The 19,185-nt window shown below is 67.2% G+C and carries 18 protein-coding genes and 2 pseudogenes; 10 read left to right on the top strand and 10 right to left on the bottom strand.

The window, feature by feature from the left end; translation table 11 throughout:
- Window positions 1-86: 86 nt before the first annotated feature.
- Window positions 87-1,580 (top strand): annotated as a pseudogene (locus LI94_RS13735) (ABC-F family ATP-binding cassette domain-containing protein); the annotation flags it as partial.
- 273 nt (window positions 1,581-1,853) lie between these two features.
- On the opposite strand, the gene LI94_RS13740 reads toward LI94_RS13735, so the two are convergent.
- The 4 genes from LI94_RS13740 to LI94_RS13755 form a co-directional block, all read right to left on the bottom strand.
- Window positions 1,854-2,327 carry a hypothetical protein gene (locus LI94_RS13740; protein WP_052739941.1) on the bottom strand — a complete coding sequence of 158 codons (474 nt, stop codon included), beginning with the start codon at window positions 2,325-2,327 and terminating at the stop codon, window positions 1,854-1,856.
- A gap of 106 nt (window positions 2,328-2,433) precedes the next feature.
- Window positions 2,434-2,733: a hypothetical protein gene (locus LI94_RS13745; protein ID WP_052739942.1), complete on the bottom strand. Its 300-nt coding sequence runs from the start codon at window positions 2,731-2,733 to the stop codon at window positions 2,434-2,436.
- A gap of 36 nt (window positions 2,734-2,769) precedes the next feature.
- On the bottom strand, window positions 2,770-5,301 hold the full coding sequence (locus LI94_RS13750) for an SEC-C domain-containing protein (protein WP_152664827.1): 2,532 nt from the start codon (window positions 5,299-5,301) through the stop codon (window positions 2,770-2,772).
- A gap of 44 nt (window positions 5,302-5,345) precedes the next feature.
- On the bottom strand, window positions 5,346-5,672 hold the full coding sequence (locus LI94_RS13755) for a hypothetical protein (protein ID WP_046301519.1): 327 nt from the start codon (window positions 5,670-5,672) through the stop codon (window positions 5,346-5,348).
- 99 nt (window positions 5,673-5,771) lie between these two features.
- Here LI94_RS13755 and LI94_RS23205 point away from each other — a divergent pair.
- The 5 genes and pseudogenes from LI94_RS23205 to LI94_RS13775 all read left to right on the top strand — a co-directional run.
- Window positions 5,772-5,900 (top strand): annotated as a pseudogene (locus LI94_RS23205) (antitoxin); the annotation flags it as partial.
- Window positions 5,897-6,295, top strand: a complete 399-nt coding sequence (locus LI94_RS13765) for a type II toxin-antitoxin system VapC family toxin (protein ID WP_046301521.1) — start codon at window positions 5,897-5,899, stop codon at window positions 6,293-6,295. The pseudogene LI94_RS23205 and the gene LI94_RS13765, both read left to right, overlap by 4 nt.
- Window positions 6,296-6,496: 201 nt before the next feature.
- Complete coding sequence (locus tag LI94_RS24965; RefSeq protein ID WP_255341876.1) at window positions 6,497-6,631, top strand: hypothetical protein; 135 nt, start codon at window positions 6,497-6,499, stop codon at window positions 6,629-6,631.
- 110 nt (window positions 6,632-6,741) lie between these two features.
- Window positions 6,742-7,215: a nuclear transport factor 2 family protein gene (locus LI94_RS13770; RefSeq protein ID WP_046301522.1), complete on the top strand. Its 474-nt coding sequence runs from the start codon at window positions 6,742-6,744 to the stop codon at window positions 7,213-7,215.
- 1 nt (window position 7,216) lies between these two features.
- Window positions 7,217-8,053, top strand: a complete 837-nt coding sequence (locus tag LI94_RS13775; RefSeq protein ID WP_046301523.1) for an SDR family NAD(P)-dependent oxidoreductase — start codon at window positions 7,217-7,219, stop codon at window positions 8,051-8,053.
- A gap of 4 nt (window positions 8,054-8,057) precedes the next feature.
- Here LI94_RS13775 and LI94_RS13780 read toward each other — a convergent pair whose 3' ends face one another.
- A complete protein-coding gene (locus LI94_RS13780) occupies window positions 8,058-9,476 on the bottom strand; it encodes an SDR family NAD(P)-dependent oxidoreductase (protein ID WP_046301524.1) in 1,419 nt (472 codons plus the stop codon).
- Window positions 9,477-9,711: 235 nt separating this feature from the next.
- On the opposite strand from LI94_RS13780, the gene LI94_RS13785 reads away from it, so the two are divergent.
- The 4 genes from LI94_RS13785 to LI94_RS13800 are packed head-to-tail and all read left to right on the top strand — an operon-like array spanning window position 9,712 to window position 15,270.
- Window positions 9,712-10,143, top strand: a complete 432-nt coding sequence (locus LI94_RS13785; protein ID WP_046301525.1) for an MmpS family transport accessory protein — start codon at window positions 9,712-9,714, stop codon at window positions 10,141-10,143.
- On the top strand, window positions 10,140-13,013 hold the full coding sequence (locus LI94_RS13790; RefSeq protein WP_046301526.1) for an RND family transporter: 2,874 nt from the start codon (window positions 10,140-10,142) through the stop codon (window positions 13,011-13,013). The genes LI94_RS13785 and LI94_RS13790 overlap by 4 nt, the downstream gene beginning before the upstream one ends.
- Before the next feature lie 6 nt (window positions 13,014-13,019).
- Window positions 13,020-13,640: a TetR/AcrR family transcriptional regulator gene (locus LI94_RS13795; RefSeq protein ID WP_024440950.1), complete on the top strand. Its 621-nt coding sequence runs from the start codon at window positions 13,020-13,022 to the stop codon at window positions 13,638-13,640.
- A 37-nt stretch (window positions 13,641-13,677) separates the two neighbouring features.
- Window positions 13,678-15,270 carry a peptide chain release factor 3 gene (locus tag LI94_RS13800; protein ID WP_046301527.1) on the top strand — a complete coding sequence of 531 codons (1,593 nt, stop codon included), beginning with the start codon at window positions 13,678-13,680 and terminating at the stop codon, window positions 15,268-15,270.
- A gap of 8 nt (window positions 15,271-15,278) precedes the next feature.
- Here the strand turns inward: LI94_RS13800 and LI94_RS13805 are convergent, their stop codons facing one another.
- The 5 genes from LI94_RS13805 to recD all read right to left on the bottom strand — a co-directional run bounded on the left by LI94_RS13805 (window position 15,279) and on the right by recD (window position 19,162).
- A complete protein-coding gene (locus tag LI94_RS13805) occupies window positions 15,279-16,157 on the bottom strand; it encodes an NYN domain-containing protein (RefSeq protein WP_152664826.1) in 879 nt (292 codons plus the stop codon).
- Window positions 16,158-16,401: 244 nt separating this feature from the next.
- Complete coding sequence (locus tag LI94_RS13810) at window positions 16,402-16,710, bottom strand: hypothetical protein (protein ID WP_046301528.1); 309 nt, start codon at window positions 16,708-16,710, stop codon at window positions 16,402-16,404.
- 40 nt (window positions 16,711-16,750) lie between these two features.
- A complete protein-coding gene (locus tag LI94_RS13815) occupies window positions 16,751-17,149 on the bottom strand; it encodes a type II toxin-antitoxin system VapC family toxin (protein WP_046301529.1) in 399 nt (132 codons plus the stop codon).
- A complete protein-coding gene (locus tag LI94_RS13820; RefSeq protein ID WP_046301530.1) occupies window positions 17,149-17,421 on the bottom strand; it encodes a type II toxin-antitoxin system prevent-host-death family antitoxin in 273 nt (90 codons plus the stop codon). The genes LI94_RS13815 and LI94_RS13820 overlap by 1 nt, the downstream gene beginning before the upstream one ends.
- A 37-nt stretch (window positions 17,422-17,458) precedes the next feature.
- The gene (gene recD / locus LI94_RS13825) at window positions 17,459-19,162 is read right to left on the bottom strand and encodes an exodeoxyribonuclease V subunit alpha (RefSeq protein ID WP_046301531.1); all 1,704 of its coding nucleotides are present in this window, start codon (window positions 19,160-19,162) and stop codon (window positions 17,459-17,461) included.
- Between the last annotated feature and the right edge of the window lie 23 nt (window positions 19,163-19,185).

Genomic DNA, 19,185 nt, shown 5'->3' on the forward strand with positions numbered 1-19,185 from the left:
CTCAGCCCTGCCGAGTTCGCCTTACAGTGGACCTCGACCCACCAACCCCAAGCCGCATAGCGACTGGACCACCAAACGGGTCCCCCTCAGGCTCGGTCAGCCTCGCCCCGGCCGATGCGTTCGTCGGTTGGCTGCCGCAGGAGCACGAGCGGGTGGAAGGCGAGACTGTCGGCGCCTACATCGCTCGCCGGACCGGCTGCGCACAGGCGGCGCAGGCCATGGACGCCGCGGCCGCGGCCCTGGCAGATCCGGATCTGGCTCCCGCACACACCGATCCGGCCGAGGTCTACTCCGTTGCGCTGGATCATTGGCTGGTCACCGGCGCGGCGGACCTCGACGACCGGGTGCCGGCGGTGCTCGCCGACCTGGGACTGGACTGCGAGGCGGTGCAGCCCGAGTCGACGCTGATGACCGGGTTGTCGGGTGGGCAGGCCGCCCGGGTGGGTCTGGCTGCGCTGATGTTGTCGCGGTTCGACATCGTCCTGCTCGATGAGCCGACCAACGATCTCGACCTGGACGGGCTGGCCCGGCTGGAGCAGTTCGTCCGTGATCTTCGTGGCGGGGTGGTGCTAGTCAGCCACGATCGGGAGTTCCTGGCCCGCAGCGTCACTCGTGTCCTGGAATTGGATCTGGCGCAGAACACCACGACCGTCTTCGGCGGCGGGTACGACAGCTATCTCGAGGAACGGGAGATCAACCGCCGGCACCGGCGTGAGCAGTACGACGAGTTCGCCGAGAAGAAGGCCGACCTGGTCGCGCGGGCCCGCGTTCAGCGGGAATGGTCCAGTCAGGGCGTCCGCAACGCCATACGTAAGGCCCCCGACAACGACAAGATCCGGCGCCGCGCCGCCACCGAGTCCAGCGAGAAGCAGGCGCAGAAGGTGCGTCAGATGGAGAGCCGGATCGCCCGCCTCGAGGAAGTCGTCGAACCCCGCAAGGAATGGACGCTGCAGTTCACCATCGGGGCTGCGCCACGGTCGAGTTCGGTGGTCGCGACACTCGACAATGCCGTGGTGCGGCAAGGCGATTACGTCCTCGGACCGGTGTCGCTGCAGGTGGATGCCGGCGAGCGGATCGGCATCGTGGGCCCCAACGGGGCGGGAAAGTCGACGCTGCTGCGACTGCTACTCGGCCGCCAGCAGCCCGACGCGGGCCGCGCAAGCCTGGGCGCCAACGTCGCCATCGGTGAAATCGACCAGGCCCGCGCCGATTTCACCGGCCCCGCCCGTCTGGTCGATCGCTTCGAGCAGCGGGTGCCGGACTGGTCGACCGCCGACGTGCGGACCCTACTGGCGAAGTTCGGGCTAACGGCCGACCATGTGGAGCGCGCGGTCGACGACCTTTCGCCCGGGGAGCGCACCCGCGCCGGCTTGGCGCTGCTGCAGGCCCGCGGCACGAACGTGCTGGTCCTCGACGAACCGACCAACCATCTCGATCTGCCCGCCATCGAACAGCTTGAACAGGCGCTGGACACCTACGACGGTGCGCTGTTGTTGGTGACCCACGACCGCCGGATGTTGCAGAACGTCCGGTTGGACCGCACCTGGCGGGTCGAGGGCGGGAGTGTCGCCGAGTTGTAGGCCGAAGGGCTCTAGGTGGCTCAGCCTCCTGACCGGCGCATACGTAGACGGACGGCGTGCGGTGCCATGGCCCCGTCGCTCGGGGCGCCGAACTCCGCTAAATCTCGCAACGCGGCGGGTTACTGCCGGTGGATTTGAGGACTTCGGTGTGTGCTTCGGCGAGCAATTCCTCATTCTGGATGTCGGGTCTGCTGCATGAATAGGTGACTGTCACCTATTCATGCAGTAGACCCCCTTCCAAGAACTGGTTGCTCAGTGCTCCGAGCGAGGACGTTATGCGACACTACGTCGCCGAACGGAAGTTCCCCCGTCACCGCTGAGCTGCGCCACACCGCCTCTGTCGACCGCCCACGTCGGAATCTCCAACTGGCCCAGCAGATGATCATCGCCGGGCATCACGTAGTGGACCGCGGACCCGTCGACCAGTCGTTGATACGGGGCACTGTCGCAGAGTGCGGCGATCGGGGCCAGATCCGGGGTGATGTGGAGTAGGTCGAAGCTCACCTCCGGCTCGGTGACCCGGCGCGTGAACACCCGGCCGCCCAGCACGCCGGGCAGCCATGCCCAGCGCCCGTCGGTCAATTGACCTACCGGAATGTCGATTTCGAGGTGCAGTCGCCGCAGGACGCGGGCGGGGTCGACCACGCCGGCGTCCCGCAGATAATCGGCGATGTCGTCTTCACCCAGCGGGCCGTGCTTAGTGAGAATCTTCGACAGTGCCCCAAGGGGATCCAACGGTTCGGTCATGGCGGTGAGGCTAGGGACGCGGCCGTTGAGCCGCACTTCACCTGATCGGCCGGTGGGGAGAACCGCCGCGACATGACGTCCGTTGTCGCTCAGAGGCGGTCAACGATCACATATGTCCGACGACTGGTTCCTCGACTGGCGCTGGTTGGGCGGTGCCGCCCTGTCCGTCGATCACCTGCTGAATCAGCCCGGCAATGCGCTCTTGACCGGCCGCGGTGAGGGCGAACTTGGATCGCATCTCCTGGCGCATGTCGGTGATGTCGCGCCGCATGTCGACCATGTCCGTCCGCAACGTATTGACGCTTGCGACGGTCGCCCGACGGAAACCCCGAATCTCACTGACGTCGCGGTCGACCGCCCTGGCCAGCTCGCGAACAGCAGCCACACCGAGGTTGTCGGGCTGCATGGGTGGCAGCGTACGCCGCAGCCATGGGTTGGCAAGTCACGCCAATCCCAGCGCCGCCCGCAGTCGATCGGCGTCCATGCCGCGCCCCGCGGCGGCCCCGGACGGGAACGTGTTCAACAGCTTGATCAGATCCCCGCGGCGGGTCGGGTCGTCGACGGCCTGACGCGGCGTGGCCCCGTCCAGGGCCGGGATCGACTCGTCGAGCCACCGTTCTTCGTGCTCGCGGATCAGCTTCTCCATCAATGCGAGTAGCTCCGGGTCGTCCGGCTCGGGCAGGGCCGCCGTGGCGCCCATTGCCGCGGCCTGCCGTAGCTCACTCATCGGGGTGCGGGTCTCCTCGAGAACTTCCAGTGCCGGATCGATCCCGTGCAGCACCCCCAGCACGCGGTCCATCCGGGCTTCGCTGTTGGTCTCCACAATCGCCGTGTCGCCGTCGAGCCCCAGGACGGCCCGAACCCGCTGTTGGCCATCGGTGGTGACGAATTCGATCCAGCGTGGCGGGTCGTCTTCGGTGCGCTCGTAGCACTCGTCGAGCTCGGCGGCCACCGCAATAGGGGTACTGACGCGCACCCGAGCTTCGCAGAGCACCATTGGGTCGCCCTCGGTGTTGACCAGCGTGGGCGGGGCGAACCGGCGAGTCAGGAACGCCACCAGCTCCACCGGGTCGGGCTCGGAGTCCAGCAACTCGATCAGCGGCCCCCGTTGGTGCAGGGCGACCGGTTCGATCCCGCCGAAGAACTCCACCACGTCGTCGTCGGTCGGTACCACCCGCGCGCAGATCAGCTGTCCGGGCTGCAGCATCCGGCTGGCGGTGCGTTCGATGACCTCATGCACGTCGCCGGTGCGCACATCACGCACCGTGATGCTGTGGCCGGGCTGCACCTGCTCGACGTCGAACACCGACCGCCGCACCAACAACCACTGCTGGGCCAGCAGCCGCTCGTCGTCGGGCAACAGCTCCCCGCGTAACTCCAGGAAGTCCTCGAACGCCGTGCCCTCGAACAGCACTGCATCGACCGCCAGCGGATCGGCTAGCGCGGCGGCCAACAGATCGTCACGCTCCTGTTCGTCGTAACGGGACCGTTCGTAGCCCACCGCCGCCAGCAGGCCGCGCCACTCGCCCAGCACCACGTGCTGTTGAGCCTTGGCGTAGAGCCAGCCCACCCGCTCGGTCAGCGCGAGCTGCTCGTTGCCCAGGTGGCACTTCTTGTACTTGCGGCCGGACCCGCACCAGCACGGCTCGTTGCGCCCGACGTCGTTGCGTGGCTGGGCCCGGTGCTGTTCGAGCAGGTGCACCAGCGGGTGATCGGAGTCCGCACCGGCCCGACGCAGCAGGTCCAGGCCGGTTTCGGCGTCCCCGCGGTCGGAGGCGATCCGGGCCAGGTCGAACAGCGGTAGCGGCCAGTCCGGGTCCATCGCCTCGGCGGCCAGCAGCTCGTGTTCGGACCCGGCGATGTCGCCGAGCCGTTCGCATGCCACCGCGCGCAGCCAGCGGGTCGCCACCCGTGCCGCCCTCGGCACCTTCGGCTCCAGGGTCTCGGCGAACAAGCCCAGCGCGGCGGCCCCCTGCCTGCCGCTTCGGGTGGTCTCCTCCATCAGGATCTCGGCCAGCAGGGGATGGGCCAGGACGGCACCGAGTTCGCCGAGGATCTCCGCGTACGTGCCGCCTGGCTGGTCGACCGATTCGCCATCGGTAACTGCGCTGTCGTCGGGCGCGGTGTTGTCATCTGCGACGTCCAGCGCTCGCGCCATTAGGCCGTGCACCTCGATCAGCGTGGTCAACGCGAACGCGTCGTCGTCTTCCAAACCGTAGCGTGCGGCCAGCCGCATACACCTGCCTTCGAAATGCCAACGGGCAAAATCGAATCCCTCTGGTGCGAGCTGCTCCCCATCGCGTGACAGGCCCTGCCGGTCGGCGATCTCGCCCAGCGGGGCCACCGGCATGGTGAACAACGTCGGATCCGCAGCGCACACCGCCCACACCGCGGAGTTGAGGTAGGTCGGTTCGTCGGCGTCCAGGACAGCGGCCAGTCGGGAACCCGCGGTCGTGTCCGTCGTCGCCGAGACGGGTTCCAGCGCAAGCCCGTCATCGCTCAACCGCAGCCCGACCAGGTCGCCGGCGGTGACCCCCAACCCCGTCAGCGTGCCTGGCGGCAGCAGCAGCGCGCCGGAATCGTCGATCACGTCTTCCGGGATGCCACGCTGCTCCAGCAGTACCCAGTCGAAATCCGGCAGCACGCTCTGCACCGGTGCGCCGTCGCTGAGCTGCTGGTACTGGCTGTGCTGGCATAACTCGGTCACCGGATCCAGATCCGGGGTGACGTGCAGCAGATCGTGGGTGATCTCCACGGCGGTCAGCCGATGGGTGAAGACCCGACCGGCCAGCAGCGTCGGCAGCCACACCCAGCGTCCATCGGGCAATTCAGCAACCGGGCAACCGCATTCGTCGAGCAGGTCATCGATAACGGAGGCTGGATCGGTGACCCCAGCCACGCGTAGGTGCTCTGCGATGTCCCCATCGACGAGCGGGCCGTGCTCGGTCAGGATCGTCACGAGGGCCGCGATCATCTCGGGGGCATCTTCCACAGTCGACACTCTAGAGTCGGCGGGCTTCAGGCCGGGGCGGCGCCGCCCTGTGTGTCGATGACGGTTTGAATCAGCTCCACGATGTGCTGCTGGCCGGCCGCGGTCACGTCGAACTTGCCGCGCATCTCTGCAAAGCCGTCGACCATGTCCCGGCGCATTGCATTGAAGCTGGCGGTAGTGGCATTGCGGAAATCGCGGAGTTCTTCTCCGAGTTCGCCGACATCGCGGTCAGCCCCGCCGGCAAGCACCCGGGCCGCGGCGGCGTCCCGTTCGCTGGCAGCGACCCGGCGGCGCAAGTCCTGCACCTGGCCCTCCAGCGCCCTGACTCGTGGCTCAAGGTCTTCCGGCGGCATGCTGGCAGCGTACGCCGGGGCGGCGGCTTGGGCGGTCGGTTCATCCACAGCCCCCGCCGCGGTCGGTACCGGCTGCAAGAACTCAACCGTAGACAGGAGCTGCAGATGGATGATCTCGCTGGTCGGTTGCTCGCCATCGGCCACCGGGCCGCGGCCCGGATGAGCCCGGAGACCAAGCGTCTGGACCACGGCACGCTGCTCTACGACGAGCGCGGACTGCCGGCATGATCGCCGACACCTCCGCGATCATCGCGATCCTCAGGGATGAAGACGACGCGGCCCGCTACGCCCGGGCCGTCGCCGGGGCCAAGGCTCGTCGACTCTCGGCGGCCGCCTACCTCGAATGTGGGATCGTCCTGGACTCCCAGCGTGACCCGATCATCAGCAGGGCGCTGGATGAATTTCTCGACGAAGCCGGCTTTGTCATCGAGCCGGTCACCGAGCGGCAGGCCCGGCTGGCTCGTCAGGCCTACGCGGATTTCGGCAAGGACAGCGGTCATCCTGCAGGGTTGAACTTCGGGGACTGCCTCTCCTACGCACTGGCCGCCGACGTTCGCGAACCGCTGTTGTGGAAGGGCGACGATTTCGGGCACACCGGAATTAGTACCGCCTTCGACGCGTAAACCATTTGACCAGCACAGATTTTCTAAGAGTCGCCGACGGCCCGGTAGCCTGCGACGTCCTGATCGCGCATATCGGCGAGCTCAGCTGACCCCGCCGTCTTTCCGGTGAATGGGATAGGACTGGCATTTCCCTTAGAGATATGATGTGGTGTAGACCACGTTGGAATCGTCGATGTGACGCACACCACAGGAGATGGGGCAATGACCACTTTTCTGAGCGGTCTCGGCATCACCGCTGCCACCGCGACCGTCGGCGCCAGCATGATGGGGCAGACGACGGTGGCGTTGTGCGTCGCTCTGGTATCGGCGGCGTTCTTCGCCGGCCGAATCTGCTGATTCGCGAGAGGGGCGCGTTTTCCCGCGCATGACCTCCCGGCAGCCATAGGTCGCCGGCATATTTCCCGTGCCCCACCGCAGCACGAGGCACCGACAACTATCGTCGAGCGATGACCCCTGAGGAGCGGCTGACCGCGCTCGAACAGATCGAGGCGATCAAAGCCCTCAAGCACCGCTACTTCCGGGCCTGTGACGCCAAAGACCCCGAGACCTTCCGGGCCTGCTTCATCAATCGTGGAGCCGACATTCATTACGGACCCCTGGGCGGGTTCGATGACGCCGATCAGATCGCCGCGGTCTTCACCAAGATCGCGCTGCACAAGGTGGACGGCAAACCGGTGATCCTGGACATGCACCACGGTATGCACCCCGATATCACCATCACCGGCCCCGGCACGGCCACCGGACGATGGACGCTGAAATTCCGCCAGCTCAACATGATTGAGCGCACCGAACGCCTGCTCACCGGCGAGTACGACGACGACTACGTGATCGAGGACGGAGCCTGGAAAATGGCCCGCAGCCATTTCCGCCAGCTCTGGGTGATCACCCGACCACTCGGCGACGCGATCGTGGAGGCCTGACATGAACACCCGAATCGCCTTGGTCACCGGTGCCAGTCGCAGCGTCGGCAAGGGCATCGCACTGGCCCTCGGCTCGCACGGCTGGACCGTCTACGTCACCGCGCGCGGCGAAGTCGGCGCCGACGGGTCACTGGATCAGACCGCGGCCGAAGTCACCGAGCGCGGCGGACGCGGCATACCCGTGCAATGCGACCACCGCGACGACGAGCAGATCGCCGCGCTGTTCGCCCGCATCGCCGACGAGTGCGACGGCCGGCTGGATCTGCTGGTCAACAACGTCTGGGCTGCACCCAAGGGGTTCGCCGGGTTCACCGAGAAGTTCTGGCAGCGCCCACTGACCGATTGGGACACCCTGATCGGGGTGGGCCTGCGCGCCCACTACGTCGCCTCGGTGCACGCCGCGCAGCTGATGGTCCCGCGCGGCGCCGGTCTGATCGCCAACATCTCCTCGTTCGGGGCCCGCGGGCATCTGCACTCGGTGCTCTACGGCATGTCCAAGGCCGGGCTGGACAAGATGGCCGCCGACATGGCCGTCGAGCTGACCGGGACCGGGGTGAGCGCGGTATCGCTGTGGCCCGGCCTGGTGAAAAACGAAGTCATGCAAGGCTTCATGGCCCGTGGCCTGGACAACTTCCAAGGCTTCCCGCTGGCCAACGCCGAAACTCCGGAGTTCATCGGCCGCGTCGTCGCGGCCCTGGCCGATGACCCCGACCTTGCTGCCCGCAGCGGGCACACCCTGATCACCGCCGAGACCGCGCAGGACTACGACGTCACCGACATCGAGGGAAACCAGCCGGATTCGCACCGCGAACTGTTCGGTGGCGGCCCACTGTATTGACCGGCTACCAGTTGCTGGGCGCGTAGTCCTTGAGGAAGCACCCGTACAGATCTTCGCCGGCTTCCCCGCGCACGATCGGGTCGTAGACCCGGGCGGCGCCGTCGACCAGATCCAACGGGGCGTGAAAGCCCTCCTCGGCCAGGCGCAGCTTGGTGGGATGCGGGCGCTCATCAGTGATCCAGCCGGTGTCCACCGCAGTCATCAGGATGCCGTCGTTCTCCAACATTTCGGCGGCACTGGTGCGGGTCAGCATGTTCAGCGCGGCCTTGGCCATGTTGGTGTGCGGGTGGCCCGGGCCCTTGTAGCGACGGCTGAACTGTCCCTCCATCGCCGACACATTCACCACGTACTTACGGCGGGCGGGAGCCGCCGCCATGGCGGGCCGAAGCCGGCTCACCAGGATGAACGGCGCGGTCTGGTTGCACAGCTGCACCTCGAGCAGCTCCAGGGCGTCGACCTCGTGCACCCGCTGGGTCCAGCTGTTGACCGCGGCGGTGTCGGGCAACAGCCCGCCCGCGTCGATTGCGGTACCGGCGGCGATCCGCTCGGGGGACGCGCTGCGGGCGGTCAGGGCCAGTTCAGTCAGCGCGTGCGGTGTCTGGTGCTCGGCGAGGCTGCCGGCCAGGGCCGCCGGGTGGGCGTCGCTGACATGGTCGAAGGTGATCACATCCACCAGCTCGCCCGCGGGGGTGCGCTCGGCTTCGACCAGGGCGGCATACGAGCCGGGTGCGCGCCGCACCGTCTGCGCCGCGTTGTTGATCAGGATGTCCAATGGGCCCTGGCCGGCCACCGTGTCCGCCAGCGCGACGACCTGAGCCGGATCACGCAGGTCGATCCCCACCACCTGCAGTCGATGCAGCCAGTCGGCGCTATCGGGCATCGCCGCGAACCGGCGCACGGCATCGTTGGGGAACCGGGTGGTGATGGTGGTGTGCGCGCCGTCGCGCAGCAGCCGCAGCGCGATATACATGCCGATCTTGGCCCGCCCGCCGGTCAGCAGGGCCCGTCGTCCGGACAGGTCGGTGCGCGCATCCCGCTTGGCCCGGCTCATGGCGGCACACCCCGGGCAGAGCTGGTGATAGAACGCGTCCACCTGGGTGTAGTGGGTCTTGCAGATGTAGCAGGCCCGCGAGCGCAGCAGCGTGCCCGCCGACGCCCCGACCGCGGCTGAGACCAGCGGAATGCCCTGCGTCTCGTCGTCGATGCGGCCCGGTGCCCCGGTGGCGGTGGCGGCGATGACGGCCTGGTCGGCGGCGGCCACCGCATCGCGTCGGGCGGTCCGGCGGGCCTTCTTGACCGCCTTGAACATGCGGGCGGTGGCCCGGCGCACGGCCACGGCGTCCGGGTGCTCCGGTGGCAGCGAGTCGATCTCGGCGAGCACCTGTAGGCAGGTGGCGAGCCTTTCCGGGTCGATGACGGTCACGCCTGGTAAGGGTACGGGCCCGTAACGACCGGCAGAAACACGACGGACCCGCGATTGGGGCCAAGGCCGTTCCACGCGGTCAGATCATCAGGTAATCTCAGCATCGCTCTACGCGCGGAACTCGGGTTCCGTATCGGTTGGCAGCATGGTTTCTTCGCCTGTAGTGGGCGTCGCGCGAGCCGGGTTGCCCCCGTCTGGATCTGATCGACCCGAACGACCGAGAGGCCTGCACCCGGTGTTCCGACTGATGAAGCGGTTCTGGATTCCGCTACTGCTGGTGGTCGTCGTGGCACTGGGCGGGTACGCCATTTCCCGGATTCGCCAATCCGTGGGCCACCAGGGCCCGAATCTGGCGGAGGGGTCGGCAATCACCGAGAACTTCAACCCGAAGCACATCACCTACGAGATCACCGGGACCGGCGGGACCGCGAACCTCAACTACCTCGATGAGAACGGGCAACCCAATCTCATCGAAAACGTATCGTTGCCCTGGTCGTTCACGATCGTGACGACACTGCCGTCGATGTCGGCCAACATCATGGCTCAGGGCGACCGCAACACCCGCGACCTTCGATGCCGGGTGACCGTCGACGACGAAGTGCGCGATGAGCGGGCCAGCGACGACACCATCAAACCGTTCATCTACTGCTTGGTGAAATCCGTATGAGCCGGCCGCAGACCCACCGCTCCTTCTTGGCGCGGATGGTCCGGGTCTTCTCGCTGCCGATCATCTTGTTCTGGGTGCTGCTCGTGATCGTCCTGGGGGCGGTAATCCCGTCACTGGGCGAGGTCGCGGCCACCCGGTCGGTTCCGATCAGCCCCACCGGCGCCCCCTCGTATGCGGCGATGCTCAATATCGGCAAGGTGTTTCAGCAGTACGACTCGGACTCCACGGCGATGGTCGTGCTCGAGAGCGACGAGCCGGTCGGGGAGGCCGCGCACGCCTTCTACGACCAGATCGTCGCCAAACTCGAGGCCGATCACGAGCACGTGCAGAACGTTCAGGACTTCTGGAGTGATCCGCTGACCGCGGCGGGTTCACAGAGCGTGGACGGCAAGTCCGCCTATGTGCAGATCTTCCTCAATGGCTCACAGGGCACCACCGAAAGCCACGAGTCGGTGGCGGCGGTGCGCGACATCGTCGCGTCGGTGCCCCCGCCGCCGGGTATCAAGGCCCATGTCGCGGGTAACACGGTCCTCAATGCCGACACCAGTGTCGCCGGGCATCAAAGCATGCATCGGCTGGAGTTTGTGTCGGTCGCCATCATCATCGTGATGCTGCTCGCCATCTACCGCTCGGTGGTGACCATGCTGATCTCCATGGTCGCCATCGGCCTGGGACTGTTTGCCGCAATGAGCGTTACGGCCGCCGTCGGCAACCTGAACATCATCGGCCTGACCCCGTATGCGGTGAGCATGGTGACGATGCTGTCCATCGCGGCGATCACCGACTACCTGATCTTTCTCCTCGGCCGATATCACGAAGAGAGAGCCAACGGCCTCGATCCCGAAGAGGCCTTCTATGTCTCCTACAGCGGCGTCTCGCACGTCATCCTGGGTTCGGGGTTGACCATCGTCGGCGCCTTGATGTGCCTGAGCATGACCACGCTGCCCTACTTCCAGACCATGGGTCCGCCCTGCGCGATCGCGATCCTGGTGGTCATCGCCGCATCCCTGACACTGGCCCCGGCGATCCTCACCGTGGCTTCGAAATTCGGGCTGCTCGACCCCAAACAGAAACTCTCGACGCGGAACTGGCGCAAGGTCGGAACCATCACCGTCCGCTGGCCCGTCCCGGTCATCTTGATGAGCGGCGCGCTGGCCGTCGTGGGTTTCATCAGCTTGCTGACGTATGTGCCGCAGTACAACGACCAGAAGTTCACTCCCGCCGACATGCCGGCCAACCTGGCCATGGCGGTCGCGGACCGGCACTTCTCCCAAGCCCGGATGAACCCCGAACTGCTGATGCTCGAAACCGATCATGACCTGCGCACCCCAGCAGACATGCTGGTGATCGAGAAGGTCGCCAAGAGCGTCTTTCGGATGCGGGGTATCGACCGGGTGCAGACCATCACCCGCCCGCTGGGCGCACCGATCGAACACAGCTCGATCCCCTTCCTGCTCGGCGCGCAGAACGCCGGCACCCTGCAGGCCGCGAAATTCAACAACGACAACTCGGCTCAGCTGCTCGAACAGGCCGACGAGATGGCCAAGACCGCCGCCAGCTTGGAACGCATGTACACCATCACCAAGGAGATGACCGAAACCACGCACAGCATGGCGGGCAGGACGCACGAGATGGCGGACACCACCGATGAATTGCGGGACCACATCGCCGATTTCGATGATTTCTTTCGGGTGTTCCGCAACTACTTCTACTGGGAGCCGCACTGCTTCGACATCCCGATCTGTTACTCGCTGCGGTCCATTTTCGACACCATGGACGGCATCGACCAACTAGCTGAACAGATACAGGGTCTCACCATCGACATCGACCGCCTCGATGAGTTGATGCCGCGGATGCTGCCGGTGCTGCGAGAGAACATCGACTCGATGACACGGATGCGCGACATGATGATCGCGACACACAGCACCATGGCCGGCACCCAGGCCCAGCAACAGGAATTGGCCAAGGACGCCACCGAGATAGGCCTGTACTTCGACCAGGCCAAGAACGATGATTTCTTCTATCTCCCGCCGGATGTGTTCGACAATCCTGACTTCAAGCGTGGCATCAAGATGTTCATGTCGCCGGATCACAAGTCGGTCCGGATGATCATCACCCACCAGGGCGACCCGGCCTCGGTGCAGGGCATCGCTCATGTCCGGGACCTCAAAGACGTTGTCGCCGATGCCCTCAAGGGCACCCCGCTGGCCAGCGCGAAGGTCTCGCTCGCCGGTACCGCATCGCTGTACGCCGACATGCAGGACGGTGTCGTCATCGACCTGATGATTGTGCTGATCGCGTCGCTGATCCTGATCTTCGCGATCATGCTGATCATCACCCGCAGCGTGGTGGCCGCCCTGGTGATCGTCGGCACCGTGGCCGCATCCTTGGGCATCGCGTGCGGATTGTCGGTGCTGCTCTGGCAGGACATCCTGGGCCTGGGCGTGCAGTGGATCGTGATCCCGTTGTCGATGGTGATCCTGCTGGCGGTGGGTTCGGACTACAACCTGCTGGTGGTCTCGCGCCTGCGGGAAGAGATATCGGCCGGGCTCAATACCGGCATCATCCGCGGGGTGGGGGCCACCGGACGCGTCGTCACCGCGGCGGGCCTGGTGTTCGCCTTCACCATGATGGCGATGATCGTCAGTGACCTGCGCGTGGTCGGTCAGCTCGGTACGACTATCGGTATCGGCCTGATCATCGACACGTTGATCGTCCGGGCATTTATGACACCATCGATCGCCGCGGCGCTGGGCCGCTGGTTCTGGTGGCCGCTCAACACTTTTGAGATCACGCGGCCGGACCGCAGCGGACCCGGACCGCAGCCGGCCCGAGACGACACCGCGCCCATTCCGACCGCGAGCGGGTGAGTGACGGTGACGGCAGACACGGAATCGAAATTGCGCAGGCGCACCGATGGGCGGCTCGATCGGTCGCGTGATCCCGCGATCCTCGATGCCGCGTTGGCCGCCTTGGCCGAGAACGGCTACGACGACACCAACATGAACGACATCGCAGCACGAGCCGGCGTCGGCAAGGCCGCCATCTACCGCCGCTGGTCGTCGAAGGCGGCGCTGATCGCCGATGCGCTGGTGTACTGGCGACCCGACCTGATGGACGACGACGTCGCCGACACCGGCAGCCTGGCCGGCGATTTCGACGCGTTGGTGGGACGGATGGCGCGCACCGACGACGCGCTGATCCCCAACGACGTGGTGCTGCGGGTCGCGGCCGAGGCCGCCCACGACCCACACCTGGCCTCGGCGCTCGACGACATGCTGCTGCTCAAGGGCAGACGGGTGGTGACCACCATCCTTCAGCGGGCCGCCGACCGCGGCGAGGTGGCGCCCGGCCGGGACTGGTCGCTGATCGCCGATGTGCTTGCCGGGGTGGGTCTGATCCGGGTCATGAGTGGCCAGAGCTTCGATGCGAAGTTCGCCCGGCAGGTCATCGACACGCTGGTGCTTCCCGCTGTCCTGGCGGCGAGCGCCGATTAGTGATTCGCGCGAGGTCGCAAATACAATCGCTGGCGCAATGACCGACATCTCCACCGAGGCAGGCCGACGCCGCACCTTCGCCGTGATCAGCCACCCCGACGCCGGCAAATCCACCTTGACCGAAGCGCTGGTGCTGCACGCCAAGGCCATCACCGAGGCCGGCGCGGTGCACGGCAAATCCGGTCGCCGTGCCACGGTGTCGGACTGGATGGAGATGGAGAAGGCCCGCGGCATCTCCATCACCTCGACGGCCCTGCAGTTCCCCTACCGCACCCCCAAGGGGCAGGACTGCGTCATCAACCTGCTCGACACTCCCGGCCACGCCGACTTCTCCGAAGACACCTACCGGGTGCTGACCGCCGTCGACTCCGCGGTCATGCTCATCGACGCCGCGAAAGGACTGGAACCGCAGACCCTCAAGCTGTTCCAGGTGTGCCGGCATCGTCGGATCCCGATCATCACGGTGATCAACAAATGGGACCGTCCCGGCCGGCATGCCCTGGAATTGATGGACGAGATCCACACCCGCATCGGGCTGCGCCCCACCCCGCTGACCTGGCCGGTCGGCATCGCCGGAGAATTCGACGGGGTGCTCGACCGCCGGTCCGGCAACTTCATCCGGTTCACCCGTACCGCCGGGGGCGCGACCGCGGCGCCCGAGGAGCACATCGCCGCGGCCGATGCGCATGCCGCGGCCGGCGATGACTGGGACACCGCCGTCGAAGAGTGCGAGCTGCTGTCGGCCGACGGATCCGACTTCGACCGCGAGGCGTTCCTGGACTGCACGGCGACACCGGTGCTGTTCACCTCGGCGGCATTGAACTTCGGCGTGAATCAGCTGCTCGACGTGCTCACCGAGTTGGCGCCGGCGCCCAGCGGGGCGCTCGACGTCGACGGCGGCCGGCGCGCCACCGACGCACCGTTCAGCGCCTTCGTGTTCAAGGTGCAGGCCGGAATGGACTCCGCCCACCGCGACCGCATCGCTTTCGCGCGGGTGTACTCGGGCACCTTCGAACGTGGCGACGTGCTCACCCACGCCGCGAGCGGCAAGCCGTTTGTCACCAAGTACGCCCAGTCGGTGTTCGGCCAGCAGCGCTCCACCTTGGACACCGCCTGGCCCGGCGATGTGATCGGGCTGGCCAACGCTGCCGCCCTGCGTCCCGGCGACACGCTGTATTGCGATGTGCCCGTGCAGTATCCGCCGATCCCGAGCTTCTCGCCCGAGCACTTCTCGGTGGCGCGCAACGTCGATCCCAGCAAGCACAAGCAGTTCCGCCGCGGCATCGAGCAGTTGGACCAAGAGGGCGTGGTGCAGGTGCTGGTCTCCGATCGCCGCGGTGAGCAGGCGCCGGTGCTTGCCGCGGTCGGCCCGATGCAGTTCGAGGTGGCCGCACACCGCATGGCCAGCGAGATGGGCGCGCCGATCACGCTGGAGCCGCTGCCGTATCAGGTCGCGCGGATCGTGGACGCCGACGACGTCGACTTCGTGAACAAACAGTCGTTGGCGGAAGTCTTGACCCGCACCGACGGCGTGCACCTGGTCTTGTTCTCCAACGCGTGGCGCCTGCAGGGTTTCCAGCGCGACAACCCCGACGTGCAGCTGCGGTCCCTGGTGGCCGCGGAAGGCTAGTTCGGCCGCTAGTTGCGCAGCCGCACCATGCGCGTCGTCGAACTCTCGTCGAGCTCCACCAGGTCCGAGTAAGACCGCAGGAAATCGCTGAATGACTTGTAGCCCAGCGCTTTCTCGCTGAAGGACGGATCCATGCGCTTCATCTGCGCCTTGACTGCGGAGTTGTGCAGCCATTCGACGTCGTCTTTCTCCAGACCGATCCGCAGCGCGCGCGTCAGCAGGCCAGTCGCGGTGTCCACCGGATCCGGTGCGGGCTCTTCGGGCTCCTCTTTGGGCTGGCGGGTGCGCCGCTTCGGTTCGGCCTCGGCCTCTGCGGCGACCGGCGCGGGCTCGAACACCGGCACCCCGGGCAGCGCGTCGTAGCTGACGAAGTCGTCGCAGGCCGCGGCCAAGGCGCGGCTGGTCGAGCCGGCCACGCCGATCCCGACGACATAGCGGCCCAACCGCTTACAGCGCTGCGCCAGCGGGATGTAGTCGGAGTCGCCGGCCACGATCACCACATGGGTCAGATCCGGCAGCCGGAACATGTCCTCGACCGCGTCGACCGCCAAGCGGATGTCGGCGCCGTTCTTGCCGTAGGCCGCGGCCGGGAACAACTGCACCAGATCGACCGCGCGCCCCACCAGCTGCGCGCGGTAGCCGGTGTTGACCTCCGCCGACCAATCCGCGTAGGCGCGGGTGAGCACCAGCGTCCCGAACGACGAGGCGAAATCGATGATCGCCCCGACATCGACGGTGGCCCGGGCGAGGCGTTCCGGATTCTTGGACAGGCCCTTGGACTTGTCCTTCTGAAACGAACTGCGGCCGTTGACCTGGTCGTAGCGGGAGATCACGATGTTGTCGAAGTCGAGGTAGACCGCGACACGGGTGTCGCCGGATTCCGTCATGGTCCCAGTGTGGCGCACCAGCGGCCCCATCCATAACGGCTTGGCGGGGATAGGGGAGATGCCCGCCTTTGAGCGACAACCGTGCGGGGCGGCGCGGGGTAGGTGCGATGTGTCGCTCAGAGGCGGGCAACGGTGCACATGGTCCGGCCGCGTGATGCGCCCCAGCGGCCCGGCGACGTGCCCCAGCGGCCCGGCGACGTGCCCCACCGGCCCGGCGACGTGCCCTACCGGTCCGGCGACGCGCCTAACCGGCGCGGTACCAGCGCGGAATCAGCTCCGGGTCCGGCAGCGGGTACTGCCCGAAGAACCCGTGCGGGTCCCCGCGCAACACCTGGGCGTTCTGAACGTCGGCGCGCTGGCGGATCTCGCGCAGCCGGTTCAGTTCGGTGGCGCGGTGCGCGGCGTAGCTGCGCACCAGCCATCGCGTGACGAACACGGCCAGGGTGATCACGGCGCCGGCCAGAATCAGCCAGCGCAGCCACCACAGCAGGGCGAGGACAAAGAGGACGGCGAAGGCCGATCCGCCGCTGGCCGACTGCTTACGATTCCCCATGGCCGCGACGGTAATCCGCGGGTCTGACAGCTCGAGGCGGCTAGCGTCCCGGAGAAACGGTCGGCAGGCCGAGAGCGCCGGCGGCGTCGAGCAAGCGTCGGTCGTAGGCGACAAACGCCGTCAACCGGGTGCCGAACACCGCGTGACCGGTCGCTAGATGGATGGCGTCTAGGGATCGCAGCGCCGGGTCGGAATAGGCCGCAGCGGCGGCCCGAACCACCTCATCCACCTGGTAGCGGGAGACTCGCGATACCAGTGCGGGTACATCGGGCAGGCGGGCGGGGTCCAGCCGCCGAATAGCGCGAGGCAGTTCGACCTCGATCAACGTTGACGACACCCACGGCGCGGACTGCTGCGCGTCGAGCCAATCGGCGAGCGCGTCGGTCTCCGGTTCACGGCGGATCAGCTTCACCAGCGCCGACGTGTCCAGATACAACATCAGTAGCGCTCGTCATCCCGCATTTCGCGAAGCGCTTTGCCGGCCTCATGATCGGTGCGGATCGGGCCCGAGGGACGCGGCGCCGGCCCGTTGACGGTCGCAGGGTGAAGTCGCCCGGCCTTGATCATCTCGGCCAACGGATCCGCCTCGGCCGGGACCAGGCGAGCGATCACCGTGCCGCGTTCGGTGATCTCAAGTTGTTCGCCCCGTTTGACGCGGGCGAGCACACCGGCGGTGTTCTGATTCAGCTCGCGTACCGGCACCTCGGACATAGAAAAATGGTACTACGAATTTGTAGTACACCGCTGGTCACGTTTCTCGCAGCCGCAGCGCCAGCCCGGAGGCCCGCACCACCCGGCGGCCCAGCGCCGCCCGCACCGAAGCCTCCGACCCCACCACCCGGACCTTCGTCTTGGCCCGGGTCACCGCGGTGTAGAACAGCTCCCGGGTCAACAGCCGCGACTCGACGGGCGGCATCAGCACGGTCACCTCGCCGGCCTGGCTGCCCTGGCTCTTGTGGATCGTCATCGCATACATGGTCTCGACCTCGGCGAGCCGGCTGGTGGCGAACTCCAGCGGCCCGGACGCCGTGGAGATCACCGCGCGCAGGCCCTCATTGCGGACCACCACGGCCCCGGTGTCGCCGTTGCGCAGCCCTAACCCGTAGTCATTGGCGGTCACCAGCAACGGGCGCCCGGCATACCACTCGGTCCACATCGGGTCACCGGTCTGCTCGGCCACCCACCGGCGGATCTGCTGGTTCCAGTGCCGCACCCCGTGCACGCCCTCCCGGTGCGCACACAGCAACCGGTGCTCGTCCAGCGTCGCCGCCGCTGCGGTGGCATCACCGAACAGCGCCGCCTGGCGCACCGCCAACGCGTGGGGCACCACCAGCGCCGCCAACCGCTGCGCCACGTCGGCCGTGTGGTCGGTGTCGATCCACTCCACGTGCTCGCCGCCGGCGGCCAGCAGCGCGATCGCGGTATCGGCATCACCGTCACGGATCGCCACCGCCAGCGCCCCGATCGACTCGCCGAAGCGGTGCGACGTCCGCAGCGTGGCCACCCGGGTGTCCGGCCGCGCCGCCAGCCCGTCCACCAGATCGGCCAGCACCGCACCGGCTTCCACCGACGCCAGCTGGTCGGCGTCGCCCACCAGAATCAGCCGGGCATCCGGGCGCATCGCCTCCAGCAGCCGGGCCATCAACGTCAGCGACACCATCGACGTCTCGTCGACGACGATCACATCGTGCGGCAGCCGGTTGACCCGATCGTGGCGGAACCGCACCGAGCTGTCCGGCCGCGACCCCAACAGCGTGTGCAACGTGGTGGCGCCCAATCCGGCCAGTCGCGCCTGATCCACCGGATCCAACGCGGCCACCTCCACGGCGACCGCCTCGGTCAGCCGGGCCGCGGCCTTACCGGTCGGGGCGGCCAACGCGATCCGCAGCCCGGGCGTCCCCGACCGTTCGGCGTGCTCGGCCAACAGCGCCAACAGCCGTGCCACCGTGGTGGTCTTGCCGGTGCCCGGCCCGCCGGTGAGCACCGTAACCGGCTGCGACAGCGCGATTTCAGCGGCCGCACGCTGCTCATCGAACTTGCCGGGCGGAAAAAGCCGCTCAAAGGCGGGCAGTTCCGCCGGCACCGTGCCGGGCGCTGACAACGCCAGCAGGTCGGTGCAGACCTGCTGCTCCTCGCGCCAATACCGGTCGAGGTAGAGCAGCCCGCCAGCAGGGATGTCATAGACCCTCAGCACCTGCTCCTGCACCAGCCGGCTGCCCCGCACCGCCGCCAGCCAAGCACCCGGCGCCGGCCAGGACACGTCCGCGCCGTCGGTGTCGGCGGCCACCGATGACAGATCCAGGCACACCGATCCGTGCCGCAGCGCCCGCACGGTCAGCGCCAGCGCCAAGGCGACCGTCTCGTCGGGTTCGCCGGCCAATGCGGTGATGCGTTGGGCCGCATGCACATCGGCGGCATCCAATACGCCTGCCTGATTGAAGTCCCGAAGCAGTCCGGTGGCTGTCTCTTATACAC

The sequence above is a fragment of the Mycobacterium sp. UM_Kg27 genome (genome assembly GCF_000972905.1).
GTDB lineage: Bacteria > Actinomycetota > Actinomycetes > Mycobacteriales > Mycobacteriaceae > Mycobacterium.

Bases quoted from the DNA above. Each gene is read 5' to 3' on its own strand.
- LI94_RS13805 (WP_152664826.1), bottom strand. From the start codon at position 16,157: ATGACGGAATCCGGCGACACCCGTGTCGCGGTCTACCTCGACTTCGAC.
- LI94_RS13770 (WP_046301522.1), top strand. From the start codon at position 6,742: ATGACCCCTGAGGAGCGGCTGACCGCGCTCGAACAGATCGAGGCGATC.
- LI94_RS13765 (WP_046301521.1), top strand. From the start codon at position 5,897: ATGATCGCCGACACCTCCGCGATCATCGCGATCCTCAGGGATGAAGAC.
- LI94_RS13810 (WP_046301528.1), bottom strand. From the start codon at position 16,710: ATGGGGAATCGTAAGCAGTCGGCCAGCGGCGGATCGGCCTTCGCCGTC.
- LI94_RS13815 (WP_046301529.1), bottom strand. From the start codon at position 17,149: ATGTTGTATCTGGACACGTCGGCGCTGGTGAAGCTGATCCGCCGTGAA.
- LI94_RS13740 (WP_052739941.1), bottom strand. From the start codon at position 2,327: ATGACCGAACCGTTGGATCCCCTTGGGGCACTGTCGAAGATTCTCACT.
- LI94_RS13775 (WP_046301523.1), top strand. From the start codon at position 7,217: ATGAACACCCGAATCGCCTTGGTCACCGGTGCCAGTCGCAGCGTCGGC.
- LI94_RS24965 (WP_255341876.1), top strand. From the start codon at position 6,497: ATGACCACTTTTCTGAGCGGTCTCGGCATCACCGCTGCCACCGCGACC.
- LI94_RS13745 (WP_052739942.1), bottom strand. From the start codon at position 2,733: ATGCAGCCCGACAACCTCGGTGTGGCTGCTGTTCGCGAGCTGGCCAGG.
- LI94_RS13755 (WP_046301519.1), bottom strand. From the start codon at position 5,672: ATGCCGCCGGAAGACCTTGAGCCACGAGTCAGGGCGCTGGAGGGCCAG.
- LI94_RS13750 (WP_152664827.1), bottom strand. From the start codon at position 5,301: ATGATCGCGGCCCTCGTGACGATCCTGACCGAGCACGGCCCGCTCGTC.
- LI94_RS13790 (WP_046301526.1), top strand. From the start codon at position 10,140: ATGAGCCGGCCGCAGACCCACCGCTCCTTCTTGGCGCGGATGGTCCGG.
- LI94_RS13820 (WP_046301530.1), bottom strand. From the start codon at position 17,421: ATGTCCGAGGTGCCGGTACGCGAGCTGAATCAGAACACCGCCGGTGTG.
- LI94_RS13800 (WP_046301527.1), top strand. From the start codon at position 13,678: ATGACCGACATCTCCACCGAGGCAGGCCGACGCCGCACCTTCGCCGTG.